Source organism: Streptomyces sp. NPDC013457, assembly GCF_043089925.1.
Taxonomy (GTDB): domain Bacteria; phylum Actinomycetota; class Actinomycetes; order Streptomycetales; family Streptomycetaceae; genus Streptomyces.
In genome coordinates this window covers 303,035-317,525 of record NZ_JBICBL010000005.1, presented here as the reverse complement: position 1 = coordinate 317,525, position 14,491 = coordinate 303,035, and the positions used below count along the sequence as shown (strand labels likewise).

The window sequence follows — 14,491 nt, the reverse complement described above, 5'->3', positions numbered from 1 at the left end:
TCGGGGGGAACGGGGCCGGTGCGCCGCACCGGCCCCGTTCGCCTGCCCGGGCCGCCCTCAGACCCGTGCTTCGCGGAGCAGCCTCGGCAGCTCGCCCATGTCGTCGAAGACCACCGTCCCCACGCCCGCCAGCCGGTCTCCGCGGGTCAGGCCTCCGCAGTAGCCGAAGGCCGCCATCCGCGCCGCGCGGGCCGCCTGGACGCCGTACGGGCTGTCCTCGACCACCGCGCAGCGCTCCGGGCTGACGCCCATGGAAGCCGCCGCGTGGAGGAAGAGATCGGGGGCGGGCTTGCCGCGCGCGACATCGCGAGCGCTGAAGATCCGGCCCTCGAAGCGCTCCAGCAGGCCCACCCGCGTGAGATTCCGGCGGATCGCGGCATGGCTGCCGTTCGACGCCAGACAGAAGGGCACGTCCAGCGCGTCGAGCACGCCCGTGACGCCCTCGACCACCGTCAGCTCCGCGTCCAGGGCCTCGTCGTACAGGTGCCTGTACGCCCGGTGCCAGTCCGGCTCCAGGCGCCGACCGAGCCGCTCCTCCACGATGGCCGTGAGCATCTCGCTGGACGAGCCGACGAAGTGGTCGACGACCTCGGCCTCCGTGAACTCCGCGCCGAGCGCGGCGAAGACCTCGCGATCGACCCGGCAGTAGATCCGTTCGCTGTCCACGAGGACGCCGTCGCAGTCGAAGATCACCAATTCCACCATGGGCCGCAGCCTAGGCGGCCGATGAGTTCCGGCCGTCGCGCGGGTCTCCCTGGTGTGGACACCAGTCGACCGCTCGTACTGACCCTCGGCCCCCGGGCCACCTCCGACGAGGTCGCCCGGCTGTGCGCCGTGCTCGAAGGGGTGCCGCCCACCGACGTGATCTGCGAGGTCGGCGGGCTGACGCACACCGACCTCGCCGCCGTGGACGCCCTCGCCAGGCTGAAGCTCACCGCCGGACGCCTCGGGCACCGGCTCACATTCCGGGGAGCCGGCGGGGAGCTGCGGCTCCTCCTCGACCTGGTCGGGCTCGCCGACGTCCTGTGACGGGGGCTGAGGGGCGGGCCCCTACGCCGGGAGCCGATCCGGGAGGTCGAAGAGCGGGAACCACCGCTTGGTGTCCAGGAAGAAGTCCATCCCGCCGACCTTGCCGTCCCGCACCTCCAGGACGATCAGGGCCCACGGGCTGTACCCGCCCTCCGGGTCCGGGTGGTAGTGCGCGAACGCCGGCGAGCCGTTCGCCACGGTCGGCACCAGCTTCGAGCCGCGGCAGACGTCGCCGACTCCGAGCATCCAGCCCACGATGTCGTCGTGGCCGCGCAGCCACAGGTCGTACGGCGGCATGGACATCGTCGCGTCCTCGTGGAGGAGCGCGGTCAGCGCCTTCATGTCGTACCCCTCGAAGGCCGCGACATAGCGCTCCAGGAGCTGCTTCTGCTCCTCGTCCAGGGGGTCCGCCGCGTCCGAGACCGTCGGCTCGTTCTCGGCGATGGTGGCGCGCGCCCGCTGCAGCGCGCTGTTGACCGAGGCGACCGAGGTGTCGAGCAGCTCGGCGACCTCGCTCGCCTTCCAGGCCAGCACCTCGCGCAGGATCAGCACGGCCCGCTGCTTCGGGGGCAGGTGCTGCAGGGCGGCGACGAAGGCGAGGCGCACGGTCTCACGGGAGACGGCGGTCTCGGCGGGGTCGGCCACGGACGGCAGCACCCGGCCGTCCGGGATCGGCTCCAGCCAGGTGATCTCCGGCCGGGCGTTCAGCTGAGCCTGGGCGACCGGCGTGGCGGCGGTCAGGTCCATGGGCCTGGCCCGCTTGTTCCCCGCGTTGAGCGAATCCAGGCAGACGTTCGTCGCGATGCGGTAGAGCCAGGAGCGCAGCGACGAGCGCCCTTCGAAGGAGTCGAACGAGCGCCAGGCGCGGACCATCGTGTCCTGCACGGCGTCCTCGGCCTCGAACGACGAGCCGAGCATCCGGTAGCAGTAACCGGTCAGCTCCGTACGGTACTTCTCCAGCTCGGAGTTCCGGTCCGCGGTTGCCAGGTCACTCATGAACGTCCACCCCAGTCGCCCCTCATCGGCACCGGTGCTGTGCCGATGAGGGGAAGCTACCGCAGCCCACTGACAGCACGGGTCAGGTTCCGGGCTTCCGTCCGTAGACGTACACGTCGTCACCGTTCCTGAGCAGGTTCCAGTACGCCTTGGCGTCCGCCGGACGCATGTTGACGCACCCGCCCGAACCCGGGGGATTCCACATGGACTTCGTCGTGGAGTGGAAGGCCTGCCCGCCGTCGAAGAACTGCGAGTACGGCATCGAGACGTGGTAGATCGTCGACCAGTGGTTGATCTTGCGCCAGTAGATCTTCTTGGCGCCGGTGCGGGTCTCGGTCCCGTCCTTGCCCGTACGGACCGGCACCGGACCGTACTTCAGCTTCTTCCCGTCCTGGATCCAGCTCAGCTGCCGCGTCAGGTCGACACAGGCGATCCGGCCCTTGTTCGTCGGGCACTTCCCGGCCTTGTTCGGGTTCTTCCCGGCAGCCTTCTGCTCCAGCATCGTGTTCATCGTCCGCCAGGTCAGCGGCCCCGCGTACCCCATGGCCGGGGTGATGCCGTGCTTGCGCTGGAACGACTGGATGGCCTTGCAGTCGGCCGACGACTGCTTGCCGTCCGCCGTCCGGCCGAGGAACTTCTCCACCTGCTTCTGGTACGGCCCGGTCGTCACGTTGCACGACGCCGCCTGAGCCGTACCCGCGCCGAGGGCCACCGTCAGCGGCACCACCATCGAGGTGATGCCGAGGACGATCCCGGCGCGCTTCCTTATCCCGTGCATGATCACCAACTCCCCCTAGGGTCCTACGACTCATGACGAGCAGGGGAGCGTTCTGGTTGTACGGATCCGGTCTCGATTCAGTGCGCGGTGCGCAGCGAGAGGTTCCGCGCCCGGACCCGCGCGCTGTGGCTGCCGTAGAGCGTGATCGACACGACGCCGAGGACCGCGACGAGACCCAGGAGGACCGTGCCCGCCCAGCCGCCGGAGTGGAAGGCGATCGCGCCGAGCGTGCCGCCCAGGCTGCTGCCGACGTAGTACGCGGACTGGTAGAGCGCCGAGGCCTGCGCGCGGCCCGTCGTCGCGGTCCGGCTCACCGAGGAGGAGGCGACCGCGTGCCCGGCGAAGAAGCCGGCCGTGATCAGGACCAGGCCGAGCAGGACGGCGGCGAGGGCGTCGGAGAGCGAGAGCAGCAGACCGGCCGCGGTCGTGCCGACGGCCAGGTAGAGCGCCCCGCGCCGGCCGAGCCGGCCGACGAGCCTGCCGGCCGCCGCCGAGGAGACCGTACCGACCAGGTAGACCAGGAAGATCGAGCCGATGACGCCCTGGGGGAGGGAGAACGGGGCCTCGACCAGGCGGTAGCCGATGACGGTGTAGACCGCGCCGAAGACCGTCATGAACAGGGCGCCGATCGCGTACAGACGCATCAGCAGCGGGTCGGCGAGATGGGTGCGGACCGTCGCCGCGAGCGCCTTCGGGTTGAGCGAACCCGGCGTGAAGTGACGTGCCTTGGGGATGAGGACGCGGAAGGCGACCGCGCAGGCCACCGCCATCAGACCGACCGCGAGGAGTCCGGCGCGCCAGCCCCACATCTGCGCCACCCAGCCGGTGACGATGCGGCCGCTCATCCCGCCGATCGAGTTGCCCGCGACGAAGAGGCCGATCGCGGCGATCAGCGCCTTGGGCCGTACCTCCTCGGCGAGGAACGCCATCGCGGAGGCCGGCAGGCCCGCGAGCGCCGCGCCCTGGACGGCGCGCAGGGCGACCAGCCACTCCAGGCTCGGGGCGAACGGGACGAGCAGTCCGACGGCGACCGCCACGGAGAGCGAGGCGGTCATCATCTCGCGCCGGCCGAAGCGCTCGGAGAGGGCGCTCATCGGGAGGACGAGGAGGGCCAGGGCGAAGGTCGCGGCGGAGACCGTCCAGGAGGCCGCGGAGGCGGTCGCGCCGAACTCGGCGGAGATCGCGGGGAGGAGGGCCTGGGTGGAGTAGAGGAGAGCGAAGGCGGCGAGGCCGGCGGCGAAGAGCGCGAAACTCATCCGGCGGTGACCGGGGGCTCCGGGGGCGAGACGGGTGTCGGCGACCGTGCTGGTGGCGGCCGCCTTGGTACTGGCGGAAGGCATGTCTCGAACGTAGGACGATTCGTTTCATGCGTCCAATGCATGGAACTGCTGTAATCGTTCCCATGGTGCATGAGTACAGGTCACAGGGTCGGCTGTCACCGAGTAGTTACGAAGAAGACATGGGGCTGCTGCTCGCGCCCCGGCTCGCGTACTTCGCGGCGGTGGCCCGCCACGAGCATGTGACCAGGGCTGCGGCCGAGATGGGTGTGCCGCAGTCGACGCTCTCGCGGGCGATGGTCCGCCTCGAACAGGACCTGGGGGTGGCCCTCTTCGCCCGGAAGGGCCGCACGGTCTCGCTCACCCCGGCCGGCCGGACGTTCCTGGCCTCCGCCGAGCGGGCCCTCGCCGAGGTGGAGCGGGCGGCCGACTCCGTACGGGCGGACGCGGACCCGGCGGCCGGGCGGGTCGCGTTCGGGTTCCTGCACACCATGGGTTCCGAGACCGTCCCCGGGCTCATCCGCGCCTTCCGGGTCGACCACCCCAGGGTCCGCTTCACCCTCGTCCAGAACTACGGCGAGGCGATGATCGAGCGGCTGCGGGCCGGCGACCTGGACCTGTGCCTGACCTCTCCCGTCCCGGACGCGCCCGACCTGGTCGCCCGCCGCCTGGACGAGCAGCGCCTGCGGCTCGTCGTCCCCGACGACCACCGGCTCGCCACCCGCAGACGGATCCGCCTCGCGGAGGCGGCCGAGGAGACCTTCGTGACCCTGGAGCCGGGCTACGGGCTGCGGCGCATCACGGACGACCTGTGCGCCGAGGCCGGTTTCACCCCGCGCGTCGCGTTCGAGGGCGAGGAGGCCGAGACCCTGCGGGGCCTGGTCGCGGCCGGCCTGGGCGTCGCGCTGCTGCCGCCGCCCGCGGTCCCGCGCCCCGGCGTCGTCGAACTCACGGTCACGGCCCCCCGCGCGGTCCGCGAGATCGGCGTCGCCTGGCTCGACGGCCACCCGGACACGGCCCCGGTGGCGGCCTTCAAGCGCTTCCTGCTGAGCAAGCGGGGCAGCCTCCTGCCGGAGTAGGCACTCCCGCCGGACCGGGGCGGGTACTCCTGCCGGACCGGGGCGGGCTCCCTACCGGACCGGGGCGGGCTCCCTACCGGCGCAGGGCGCGGCCGAAGCCCGCCGCCAGCGGCATCCGCAGTCCCAGCGGCGGCGGAGCCGCGAGCGCGTCGGCGACCGGACGGGCGAAGGAGCGGGCGAAGAGGGAGCCCAGGACGAAGTCGGCGGCCAGGGCGTGGATTTCGTCGTGGTACTGGCGCAGCGCGTGGCCGTCGGAGTGCACCTCGAAGCGGCACGTGTCGCGGTTCGCCTTCTTCGCCCGCTCCGCCAGCCGGTACGACAGCTCCGGATCCGTCCGGGCGTCGTTCGTGCCGTGCACGATCATGATCCGGCGCCCGACCAGCTGGCGCACGGGCTCGGGCTCGGCCGCCACGTCGTCCTCCGGCAGCCACGGTGCGAGCGCGAGCACCGCGTCGACCGCTGCGTGCCCGGCCGCACGCAGCGCGGCCCGGGCCCCCATCCCGTGGCCGGCCAGGCAGACCGGGACGTCGCCGTAGCGCCGTACCGCCTCCGCCACCGCCCAGGAGGCGTCCGAGGCCAACTGGGCGTCCGTGCCGTTCCAGCCGCGCCCCCGGTAGCGCACCACGTGCGCCACCAGGCCCTCCTCGCGCCCGGCCCTGGCCAGCCGGCGGCCCAGCGGAAGCAGCGTCGCGTGGGCCCGGAGCGAGGCGCCCCGCGCGGACGCCACCTCGCCGTCGGGAAGGAGCAGGACCACACCGCCCACCGCCGTACCGGGGTGCGATGCGCCGACGGGCCGTCCGAGCCGGGGTGTCCGGCTGCCGGCAGTCCCTACGAGTGCGGAGTGCGCCATGGCAGAACAGTCTCAGAAGCCGAGGTGTACGCCATCCGTACGCGCGGTCACTGTTACGTATCGACAAGCGAGTTGAGGAGGGGCGCTCTACGCGCGTAGGGGCTAGAGTGCGGAAATGACGAGCCAGACCCCCAACGTCCCCACCGCGGACCAGATCCGCCGCGCCCCGAAGGTGCTCCTCCACGACCACCTCGACGGCGGACTGCGCCCCGGCACGATCATCGAACTCGCCCTCGCGCAGGGCTACGACAACCTCCCCGAGACCGAACCCGACAAGCTCGGCATCTGGTTCCGCGAGGCCGCCGACTCCGGCTCCCTGGAGCGCTACCTGGAGACCTTCGCGCACACCTGCGCCGTCATGCAGACCCGTGAGGCCCTCGTCCGGGTCGCCGCCGAGTGCGCGGTGGACCTCGCGGAGGACGGTGTCGTCTACGCCGAGGTGCGGTACGCCCCGGAGCAGCACCTGGAGGCCGGACTCACCCTGGAGGAGGTCGTCGAGGCGGTCAACGAGGGCTTCCGCGAGGGCGAGCGCCAGGCCAGGGCGAACGGCCACCGCATCCGGGTCGGCGCGCTGCTGACGGCGATGCGGCATGCCGCCCGCGCCCTGGAGATCGCCGAACTCGCCAACCGCTACCGCGACTCCGGCGTCGTCGGCTTCGACATCGCGGGCGCCGAGGCCGGCTACCCGCCCACCCGCCACCTCGACGCCTTCGAGTACCTCAAGCGGGAGAACAACCACTTCACGATCCACGCCGGCGAGGCCTTCGGGCTGCCGTCCATCTGGCAGGCCCTGCAGTGGTGCGGCGCCGACCGGCTGGGCCACGGCGTGCGGATCATCGACGACATCGAGGTCGCCGACGACGGATCGGTGCGGCTCGGCCGGCTCGCGGCGTACGTCAGGGACAAGCGCGTCCCACTGGAGATGTGCCCGACGTCCAACCTCCAGACCGGTGCCGCGGACTCGATCGCGGAACACCCCATCGGCCTGCTCCGCAAGCTGCATTTCCGTGCCACGGTCAATACCGACAACCGGCTGATGAGCGGTACGAGCATGAGCCGTGAATTCGAGCAGCTGGTCGATGCATTCGACTACACGCTCGACGACATGGCGTGGTTCACGGTCAATGCGATGAAATCAGCGTTCATTCCTTTCGATGAACGTCTGGCCATGATCAACGACGTGATCAAGCCCGGATATGCCGAGCTGAAGTCCGAATGGCTGTTCCGGCAGACCGCCACGACCAGCGATTCTTCCTCCCAGGCGGGCTGAGGAAGGGCTTCTGAGCAGGATCGGGGCGGCCGGGGAACATCTGCTCGGCCGCCTTTCGGTGTTTGCGGGAGCGTCATCCGGTGGCTAAGTTGCAGAGCCGCTCTGCATTCCCCGAATTTCCTGCTTTCCTCGAAGCTCGAAGATCCCCAAGATCCCCAAGGATGATTTTCTGATGAAGCAGTCTGCCGCCAAGACGCTCGGTGTCGCCGCTCTCGGTGCCGCTTTCGCCGCTGCCGCCGCCGGCACGGCCTCGGCCGCACCGTCGCTGCCCGCCTCCCCGGACGCGGCGCTCGGTCTGGTCACCCAGGCCGTGCCGCTGGGTGACGGCCTCACCGAGCTCCCCGACGGCGCCGCCGAGTCCCTCCTCTCCGGCCAGTCGTCGGTCGACCAGGGCGTCAAGACCCTGCCGGCCGCCGCGGGTGCCGCCACCCAGCACCTCCCGCTCGACGCCGCCAACGGCCCGCTGGCCAACACCCCGGTCGGCGGCCTGCTCGGCGGCCTGCCGGTGGGCGCCCTGCCGCTCGGCTGACCCGGTCACGCCGCACGCACGCCGATGGGGCGCCCACCCGGACCGGGTGAGCGCCCCATCGGCGTACGTACGTCGTGCCGTTACCAGGCCGTGCTCGCCGACTTCTCCTGCGGGAGCAGCAGCCAGAGCGCCAGGTACAGCAGGAACTGCGGACCGGGCAGCAGGCACGAGACGAGGAAGATGACCCGCATGGTGGTGGCCGAGGTGCCGAAGCGCCGTGCCAGCGCTGCGCACACTCCGCCGATCATGCGTCCGTCACGGGGGCGGGCAAGTGCGGCCATGGTGGGCTCCTTCGGGAAGCGTCTTCCGGAAGCCGCTCCGTCGGGCTTCCGATGGCTCCATACTCGCCCGGGTCCGGGGGACAAAGCGTCGGTCTACGGTGCGATCCCGACCCTGGGAATCGTCGGGGTAGGTCCCTGAGAACCCTCCTCCCGCAGCAGGGCCGAGCCCCGCCCCGGCCTGGTCCCCGGGGAGGACCGGCGTGCCGCCGCGTCCCTCCCGCGGCGCAGTCGCGCCCGCCCGGCGGGCACCAGCAGCACATGCGCGAGCGCCACCCCGGCGGTGTTCAGGAGCAGCGAGTCCACGTCCACGACCTGACCCGGCACGGCGGTCTGCAGCAGCTCGACGGCGAGCGACACGAGCGCCCCCGCGGCGACCGTACGGGCCAGGGAGGACCACGGCGACACATGGAGGCGGCCGTCGGCCATCGGGAGCAGGACGCCGAGCGGCGCCAGGAGCAGCAGCCCCTCGCCGATCCGCCGGGCGGCCTCGACGGGGCCGAGCGCGAGATCCGCCCGGATCCCCGCCAGCGGGGTCAGGTTCGGCGCCGTCACCCAGGCCACGTCACGTGGTCGGAGCGTGACCCAGGCGACGAGCAGCAGATGCGCGAGGAGGAGGACGAACCCCGCCACGCGTACGACCACGGCGGCACTGCCGCCCGAACCTTGACGCTGCACGCCCCCCAAGACGCGTCCCGTCCCGGAATCGGTTCCGCCGCGCGGCGGAACACCCGCTTCAGGACGCGGAGGGGCTGGGCCGGCCCGTCGCCGTCGGGGGTGCCGACTCCGGGCGCTCCTTCAGCCCGGTCGTGCACGCCAGCCGCCGCGGCGGATAGTGGCCGGGCCCGCCGATGACCACGCTCGCCTCGCCCGCGCCCGCCGAGCTGTTCGCCAGCGTGCAGACGATCTGCGACAGCGCGGTCGGATTCAGGTCCTCCGGCTGCCGGCTCAGCCGCAGCGTGCCCGCCGGATCGCCGTTGTACCCGCCGGTGACGAGCAGCGGACCCTTGACGGCCGTCGAGAACCCGGCCTGCCGCTCGCTCTCCGACGGCTCGGCCAGCAGCTGGGCGAGCAGCGCCGACGCGGTGGCGACCCGGCCGCCGTCCGCCCTCTCCTGCGGCGCCGGCGCGCGCCGGTCCACCGGCTCCAGCTGCGACCCGCAGAGGAGGAAGACCCGGACCGGGACCCCCGACGTCTGCGTGGCGAGCTCGTCGCCCGTGACGCTGCACGGCACCCGTGAGGGGGCCGGCCCGGCGTCGACGGGCACCGACGTCGTCCTGATCCCGCACCCGGAGGCGACCGCGGTCAGCACGACGGCCGCCGCCACCCCTCCCGTACGCACTCCCGCACGGCGAAGCCGGCTCAACTCTCCTCCACCTCGCCCTGCTCGCTGTCCTGCGGAAGCCGCAGGACGAACACCGCGCCGTCGCCGTCGGGCGAGTTCGCGGCCGTGATCGAACCACCGTGGATCAGCGCGTTCTCCATGGCGATCGACAGACCCAGACCGCTGCCTTCCGACCGGGGCCGGGACGCGCTCGCCTTGTAGAAGCGGTCGAAGACGTGCGGCAGAACCTCCTCGGGGATGCCCGGGCCGTGGTCCCGCACCTCGATGACCAGCTCGCCGTCCTCCGTGCGGATCGCCACCCGCACCGGCGAACCGCCGTGCTTGAGCGCGTTTCCGACCAGGTTCGCCAGGATCACGTCGAGCCGGCGCGGGTCGAGCCGCGCCATGATCCCGCGCTCGGCGTCCAGTTCCACGGCGTCCAGCCAGGCGCGGGCGTCGATGCAGGCGGTGACCTGGTCGGCGACGTCCACGTCGTCGAGGACGAGCCGCGCGGTGCCCGCGTCGAAGCGGGTCACCTCCATCAGGTTCTCCACCAGGTCGTTCAGCCGCCGGGTCTCGCTCACCACGAGCGCCACGGCCGGCGCGATCATCGGGTCGAGGGAGTCCTGCTCGTCCTCCAGGACCTCCGTCACTGCCGTCAGCGCCGTCAGCGGCGTACGCAGCTCGTGGGACATGTCCGCGACGAAGCGCCGGCTGGACTCCTCCCGCGCGCTCATGTCCGCGACCTTCTTCTGCAGGGACTCGGCCGCGCTGTTGAACGTCCGCGACAGATCCGCCAGTTCGTCCGTGCCCGAGACCCGCAGCCGGGTGTCGAGCTTGCCCTCGCCGAGCCGCCGCGCCGCCTCGCCGAGCCGGTGCACGGGCCGCAGCACCGTCGTGGCCGCGGCCTGCGCGAGCAGGGCCGAGCCGACGAGCGCGAGGGCCGTCGCGATCCCCAGCGACCAGGCCAGCGAGTTCAGATCCGCCCGCTCGGCCTCGAGCGACTTGAACATGAAGCCGGTGGGTCCGCCGCCGGTGATCCGCGTCCCGCCGACCAGATACGGCGTCTGCCCGCGCTGGGTCCGCTGCCAGACCAGGTGGTACGGGCTGGTGTCGCCCTCCCTGACGGGCCGCTCGGTGTCCACCGCGACGCGGAGCGACTCCGGCACGTCGGCCAGGGTGAAGGTGTCCGGGTTCGAGGCCCCGATGATCGGCTTGCCCTTGTCCCGCTCCCCGAGCAGCAGCACGCTGTACCCGGCGCTGCCGCTCGCCATCTGCTCGGCGGTCCGCCGCAGATCCTCCTCGGTGGGACGCAGCGGAAGCGTCGCGGCCCGGTTCTGCATCTCCTGGCGGAAGTCGTTCAGCGCCCCGTCCTGCGTCCTGGTGAGCACCGCCTCGCGGTTGAGCCAGTACGCGATCCCGGACGCGGACACCGCGGCCGTGAGCGCCACGAGGGCGAAGACGACGACCAGCCGCAGACGCAGGCTGGTGAAGCGCAGCCCGGCGAAGATGGTTCTTCTCACGCAGGGACGTCCAGCCGGTAGCCCACGCCGCGCACGGTACGGATCAGGGTCGGCGAGGACGGCACGTCCTCCACCTTGGCGCGCAGCCGCTGCACACAGGCGTCGACCAGACGCGAGTCGCCCAGGTAGTCGTGCTCCCAGACCAGGCGCAGCAACTGCTGGCGCGACAGGGCCTGTCCGGGACGCCGGCTCAGTTCGAGGAGCAGCCGCAGCTCGGTCGGCGTGAGCTGCAGGTCCTCCCCGTTCTTCGTCACCGTCATCGCGGAACGGTCGATGACCAGCGAGCCGAAGGTCGCCGAGTCGGTGGACTCCCGCTCGCCGCGCCGCAGTACGGCCCGGATGCGGGCGTCGAGCACCCGCCCCTGGACCGGCTTGACGACGTAGTCGTCCGCGCCGGACTCCAGACCGACGACCACGTCGATGTCGTCACTCCGTGCGGTGAGCAGGATGATCGGCAGCTGGTCGGTGCGCCGGATGCGCCGGCACACCTCGAAGCCGTCGATTCCGGGCAGCATGACGTCCAGCACGACCAGGTCCGGCCGCTGCTCCTTGAGCAGCTTCAGGCCGTCCTCGCCCGTCGCCGCGGTGGCCACTCGGTGGCCCTGGCGTGACAGCGAGAGTTCGAGGGCCGTGCGGATGGCGTCGTCGTCCTCGATCAGCAACAGGAAAGGCACGGGCGCCATTCTGTCGCATGCGGCCACCTGAGTTCGACTGTGTGGCCGGACCGGTGCCTGTGACAGGTCTGTGACAGTCGGCGGACACCCCGATGAAAGTGCCCGGGCAAGCTTCTTGGCACACGGACAGAAACACACTCCAACCGACGGGGGGCGCACGATGAACGCACTGCACAGCACCACCTCAGGCGCAGTTGTCACGCGCCTCCACGATGCCGTCGTGCGGAGCACGGAGAAGTCCGGCGGTGTGAACGGGCGGGGGTGCGTTCGCAGCGCCGGGCGTCAGCACAAGGCGCCGTACATGGTCGCCGTGGCTGACGGGGGAGCGGCGTACGGGGAGGTCACGGGGGAGCGGCAGTCTGTGTCGGAAGCGGAGTTCACCGCTTACGTACAGGAACGCCGCGCCTCCCTGTTCGCCACCGCCTACCACCTGACCGGTGACCGGTTCGAGGCCGAGGACCTGCTGCAGAGCGCGCTGTTCTCGACGTACCGGGCCTGGGACCGGATCAGTGACAAGGCGGCGGTGGGCGGCTATCTGCGCCGCACCATGACGAACCTGCACATCAGCGCGTGGCGCCGGCGGAAGCTGAACGAGTACCCCACCGAGGAGCTGCCGGAGACGGCGGGCGACACGGACGCGATGCGGGGGACCGAGCTGCGCGCGGTGCTGTGGCAGGCGCTGGCCCGACTGCCCGAGCTCCAGCGGACGATGCTGGTGCTGCGCTACTACGAGGGCCGTACGGATCCGGAGATCGCGGAGATCCTGGACATCAGTGTCGGCACGGTGAAGTCGAGCATCTGGCGCTCCCTGCGCCGGCTGCGTGAGGACGACGTCCTGAGCTTCGGCCGTGACGAGGAGGAGTCCTTCGGCGAGCTGGTGGCCTGAAGGTCGGGGGGAGACGGGGGAAAACGGGGGGACGTACGGGGGACGTACGGGGGAAGCGCGGTCGGACAAGCCGGGGGGTCTTGTTCGACCGCGCGTCGTTGTGCGTTCCCGGCCCCTGGTGAGCCGGGACGCACGAGCCTCCGGTGAGCCTCAGTGCACCGCGGGGGTCCGGTGGCGGCCCGCCGCGGCGGCGGCGAGGCGGCCCAACGCCTCCTGCTTGGCGCAGGGGTGGGCGCCCAGCGCCGTCTGGCGGGCGACGATGGAGCGCTCCGAGCGCATCAGGCGCCAGCCGCGGCGCAGCAGGAACGGGACCGACTTGCGGCCCTCCCGGAGATCACGCAGGAGACGGCGGCGGAACGTCGTCGAGGGGCGGCCCCGCAGGCACAGCGCGTCGGCGAGGACTCCGAGGTCCTGGCAGCGCTCCACGATCTCCGCCGCGAAGATCCCCTCCGCCACGAAGAGCGGGGTCCGGCCGATGTCCAGCGCGTCGCGGTCGACGCGCGAGCTGGTGGCGAGGTCGTACACGGGGATGTCCGTACGGCCCGTGCGGCACAGCTCCACGATCGCCGCGACGGCGGCGTCGGCGTCCCAGGAGTACGGGGAGTCCCAGTCGATGTCGGCGCTGCCCGCGACCAGCGGGAGCGTCGGGTCGTCGCCCTCCTTGTAGAAGTCGTCGAGGCGCAGGACCGGGAGGCCGGCGACGGCGGCGAGGGACGACTTGCCGGAGCCTGAGGGGCCCGCGAGCAGGACGACGCGGGTCGGGATCGGTTGGGAACTCACGGGACACCAGTGTGAAGCATTCCCCCGGGCAGGGGACCCCCGAGGGAGGGGGTTGGTATCCAGCATCACACCTCAACTACGCTCGGTGTCTCTGTCGTTACCCAACGTCGAAGGATTCTCATGGCGCGTCACAAGCAATCCAGGACCCCCGGCCGCGGCGCCCTGCTGAAGGCCGGGCTGGCCGCGACGGCGGCGGGAGCGGCGGTGCTCGGCATGGGCGCCACGGCCCAGGCGGCCGCCCCGCTGCCGCTGCCGGTCGACGCCCTCGCCGGCAGCGACGCCGTCGCGGCCCTCGGAGCCACCGGCCACGCGGTGGGCCCGCTGACGAGCCTCCAGCTCGACCCGCTGGCGAACACCGGGGTCGACCCGCTGGACAACGGGATCGGCACCCAGGTCGCCGACTTCAAGCCCGTGGGCACCAACCTGGTGACCGACCACGTCACGAAGGGCGGGGGCCTGGACGATCTGCCGCTGGTCGGCGAGGTGACGGGGCTGCTGCCGGCGAACTGACGGCCCCCTGGCCGGCCCCTGGCGCGGACCGCGGGGGGACCTCCCGTACGAACCAGGCCGCGGCGAAGGCGAGCGCGGCCGGCAGGGCCGTTCCCAGGAGCACCCCGTGCAGCCCGCTCGTCACCGCCGCCGCGAACCCCTCCCGTACCGGCTCGGGAAGCTCCCGCAGCCGGGCCGGGGTCAGCGAGGTGTCCGCGCCGTCGAGCCGGGCCGTGAAGACAGCGCCGAGCATCGCGACACCGAACGAGCCGCCGATGGTGCGGAGGAGCGTGACCGTGCCACTGGCCGCGCCCATGTCGCGCGGCTCCGCGCTGTTCATGGTGATCGGCAGCGTCGAGTGCATGACGAAGCCCATGCCCGCCCCGATGACGGGGTGAGCGCCGAGGCGGCGGCGACCGGGGTGGGGCCCGATGTCGAGGGTGAGCAGGACGAGCGCGCCGGCAGTCATCAGCGCGCCGCCGAGGACCGGGCAGAGCCGGTAGCGGCCGGTGCGGGCGATGATCCGGCCGGTCGCCGGCTGGACCGCGAGCATCAGCGGCAGCAGGAGCATGCCGCTCGTGGTGGAGGACTGGCCGCGGGCGAACGGGAGGTACTGCGGCAGGTAGTTCATGGCCGCGAGCATCCTCGCGCCGACGAGGAAGCTGAGGACCTGGGCGAGGGTGGAGTTGCGGCTGAGGCCCCCGGGACACCCGGGGGCCTCTTTCACGC

Annotated in this window: 18 protein-coding genes; 6 read left to right on the top strand and 12 right to left on the bottom strand. The window is 72.0% G+C overall.

All coding sequences use genetic code 11. The features are described from left to right. Positions 1-57: 57 nt before the first annotated feature. Positions 58-705, bottom strand: coding sequence for an HAD family hydrolase (locus ACF1G2_RS15975; RefSeq protein WP_361442860.1), 648 nt, complete (start codon positions 703-705; stop codon positions 58-60). Between the two features lie 54 nt (positions 706-759). On the opposite strand from ACF1G2_RS15975, the gene ACF1G2_RS15970 reads away from it, so the two are divergent. Beyond that, positions 760-1,029: an STAS domain-containing protein gene (locus ACF1G2_RS15970; RefSeq protein ID WP_391798837.1), complete on the top strand. Its 270-nt coding sequence runs from the start codon at positions 760-762 to the stop codon at positions 1,027-1,029. Between the two features lie 21 nt (positions 1,030-1,050). On the opposite strand, the gene ACF1G2_RS15965 is transcribed toward ACF1G2_RS15970, so the two are convergent. The 3 genes from ACF1G2_RS15965 to ACF1G2_RS15955 form a co-directional block, all read right to left on the bottom strand. Next, entirely contained in the window at positions 1,051-2,025 is a 975-nt protein-coding gene (locus tag ACF1G2_RS15965; RefSeq protein WP_391798836.1) for a sigma-70 family RNA polymerase sigma factor, read from the bottom strand. Positions 2,026-2,107: 82 nt separating this feature from the next. Then, positions 2,108-2,755: a L,D-transpeptidase family protein gene (locus tag ACF1G2_RS15960; protein ID WP_391799034.1), complete on the bottom strand. Its 648-nt coding sequence runs from the start codon at positions 2,753-2,755 to the stop codon at positions 2,108-2,110. Between the two features lie 125 nt (positions 2,756-2,880). After that, positions 2,881-4,143, bottom strand: a complete 1,263-nt coding sequence (locus ACF1G2_RS15955; protein ID WP_391798835.1) for an MFS transporter — start codon at positions 4,141-4,143, stop codon at positions 2,881-2,883. 62 nt (positions 4,144-4,205) lie between these two features. Here ACF1G2_RS15955 and ACF1G2_RS15950 point away from each other — a divergent pair, with 62 nt between their 5' ends. Beyond that, positions 4,206-5,159: a LysR family transcriptional regulator gene (locus ACF1G2_RS15950; protein WP_391798834.1), complete on the top strand. Its 954-nt coding sequence runs from the start codon at positions 4,206-4,208 to the stop codon at positions 5,157-5,159. Between the two features lie 73 nt (positions 5,160-5,232). Here ACF1G2_RS15950 and ACF1G2_RS15945 read toward each other — a convergent pair whose 3' ends face one another. Further along, a complete protein-coding gene (locus ACF1G2_RS15945) occupies positions 5,233-6,009 on the bottom strand; it encodes an alpha/beta hydrolase (RefSeq protein ID WP_391798833.1) in 777 nt (258 codons plus the stop codon). Between the two features lie 115 nt (positions 6,010-6,124). On the opposite strand from ACF1G2_RS15945, the gene ACF1G2_RS15940 reads away from it, so the two are divergent. Continuing rightward, positions 6,125-7,279, top strand: a complete 1,155-nt coding sequence (locus ACF1G2_RS15940; protein WP_391798832.1) for an adenosine deaminase — start codon at positions 6,125-6,127, stop codon at positions 7,277-7,279. Between the two features lie 172 nt (positions 7,280-7,451). Beyond that, a complete protein-coding gene (locus tag ACF1G2_RS15935; RefSeq protein WP_391798831.1) occupies positions 7,452-7,808 on the top strand; it encodes a hypothetical protein in 357 nt (118 codons plus the stop codon). A gap of 80 nt (positions 7,809-7,888) precedes the next feature. On the opposite strand, the gene ACF1G2_RS15930 is transcribed toward ACF1G2_RS15935, so the two are convergent. The 5 genes from ACF1G2_RS15930 to afsQ1 all read right to left on the bottom strand — a co-directional run bounded on the left by ACF1G2_RS15930 (position 7,889) and on the right by afsQ1 (position 11,607). After that, complete coding sequence (locus ACF1G2_RS15930; protein ID WP_385148890.1) at positions 7,889-8,089, bottom strand: PspC domain-containing protein; 201 nt, start codon at positions 8,087-8,089, stop codon at positions 7,889-7,891. Between the two features lie 93 nt (positions 8,090-8,182). Beyond that, the gene (locus ACF1G2_RS15925; protein WP_391798830.1) at positions 8,183-8,764 is read right to left on the bottom strand and encodes a VanZ family protein; all 582 of its coding nucleotides are present in this window, start codon (positions 8,762-8,764) and stop codon (positions 8,183-8,185) included. Between the two features lie 58 nt (positions 8,765-8,822). Next, complete coding sequence (locus ACF1G2_RS15920; protein WP_391798829.1) at positions 8,823-9,452, bottom strand: hypothetical protein; 630 nt, start codon at positions 9,450-9,452, stop codon at positions 8,823-8,825. Next, positions 9,449-10,933, bottom strand: a complete 1,485-nt coding sequence (locus tag ACF1G2_RS15915) for an ATP-binding protein (protein ID WP_391798828.1) — start codon at positions 10,931-10,933, stop codon at positions 9,449-9,451. The genes ACF1G2_RS15920 and ACF1G2_RS15915 overlap by 4 nt, the downstream gene beginning before the upstream one ends. Further along, complete coding sequence (gene afsQ1 / locus ACF1G2_RS15910; RefSeq protein WP_181019089.1) at positions 10,930-11,607, bottom strand: two-component system response regulator AfsQ1; 678 nt, start codon at positions 11,605-11,607, stop codon at positions 10,930-10,932. The genes ACF1G2_RS15915 and afsQ1 overlap by 4 nt, the downstream gene beginning before the upstream one ends. A gap of 160 nt (positions 11,608-11,767) precedes the next feature. Here afsQ1 and ACF1G2_RS15905 point away from each other — a divergent pair, with 160 nt between their 5' ends. Next, positions 11,768-12,493, top strand: coding sequence for a SigE family RNA polymerase sigma factor (locus tag ACF1G2_RS15905; RefSeq protein WP_391798827.1), 726 nt, complete (start codon positions 11,768-11,770; stop codon positions 12,491-12,493). Between the two features lie 150 nt (positions 12,494-12,643). Here ACF1G2_RS15905 and ACF1G2_RS15900 read toward each other — a convergent pair whose 3' ends face one another. Then, entirely contained in the window at positions 12,644-13,339 is a 696-nt protein-coding gene (locus ACF1G2_RS15900) for a uridine kinase (RefSeq protein ID WP_391798826.1), read from the bottom strand. Positions 13,340-13,393: 54 nt separating this feature from the next. On the opposite strand from ACF1G2_RS15900, the gene ACF1G2_RS15895 reads away from it, so the two are divergent. Beyond that, positions 13,394-13,783, top strand: a complete 390-nt coding sequence (locus tag ACF1G2_RS15895; protein ID WP_391798825.1) for a hypothetical protein — start codon at positions 13,394-13,396, stop codon at positions 13,781-13,783. Here ACF1G2_RS15895 and ACF1G2_RS15890 read toward each other — a convergent pair. Continuing rightward, entirely contained in the window at positions 13,713-14,489 is a 777-nt protein-coding gene (locus tag ACF1G2_RS15890; protein WP_391798824.1) for an MFS transporter, read from the bottom strand. The genes ACF1G2_RS15895 and ACF1G2_RS15890 overlap by 71 nt on opposite strands. Positions 14,490-14,491 lie beyond the last annotated feature (2 nt).

Excerpts from the sequence above, each read along its gene's own strand:
- ACF1G2_RS15975 (WP_361442860.1), bottom strand. The coding sequence starts at position 705 with ATGGTGGAATTGGTGATCTTCGACTGCGACGGCGTCCTCGTGGACAGC.
- ACF1G2_RS15965 (WP_391798836.1), bottom strand. The coding sequence starts at position 2,025 with ATGAGTGACCTGGCAACCGCGGACCGGAACTCCGAGCTGGAGAAGTAC.
- ACF1G2_RS15960 (WP_391799034.1), bottom strand. The coding sequence starts at position 2,755 with ATGGTGGTGCCGCTGACGGTGGCCCTCGGCGCGGGTACGGCTCAGGCG.
- ACF1G2_RS15955 (WP_391798835.1), bottom strand. The coding sequence starts at position 4,143 with ATGCCTTCCGCCAGTACCAAGGCGGCCGCCACCAGCACGGTCGCCGAC.
- ACF1G2_RS15950 (WP_391798834.1), top strand. The coding sequence starts at position 4,206 with ATGGTGCATGAGTACAGGTCACAGGGTCGGCTGTCACCGAGTAGTTAC.
- ACF1G2_RS15945 (WP_391798833.1), bottom strand. The coding sequence starts at position 6,009 with ATGGCGCACTCCGCACTCGTAGGGACTGCCGGCAGCCGGACACCCCGG.
- ACF1G2_RS15940 (WP_391798832.1), top strand. The coding sequence starts at position 6,125 with ATGACGAGCCAGACCCCCAACGTCCCCACCGCGGACCAGATCCGCCGC.
- ACF1G2_RS15935 (WP_391798831.1), top strand. The coding sequence starts at position 7,452 with ATGAAGCAGTCTGCCGCCAAGACGCTCGGTGTCGCCGCTCTCGGTGCC.
- ACF1G2_RS15930 (WP_385148890.1), bottom strand. The coding sequence starts at position 8,089 with ATGGCCGCACTTGCCCGCCCCCGTGACGGACGCATGATCGGCGGAGTG.
- ACF1G2_RS15905 (WP_391798827.1), top strand. The coding sequence starts at position 11,768 with ATGAACGCACTGCACAGCACCACCTCAGGCGCAGTTGTCACGCGCCTC.
- ACF1G2_RS15900 (WP_391798826.1), bottom strand. The coding sequence starts at position 13,339 with ATGCTGGATACCAACCCCCTCCCTCGGGGGTCCCCTGCCCGGGGGAAT.
- ACF1G2_RS15895 (WP_391798825.1), top strand. The coding sequence starts at position 13,394 with ATGGCGCGTCACAAGCAATCCAGGACCCCCGGCCGCGGCGCCCTGCTG.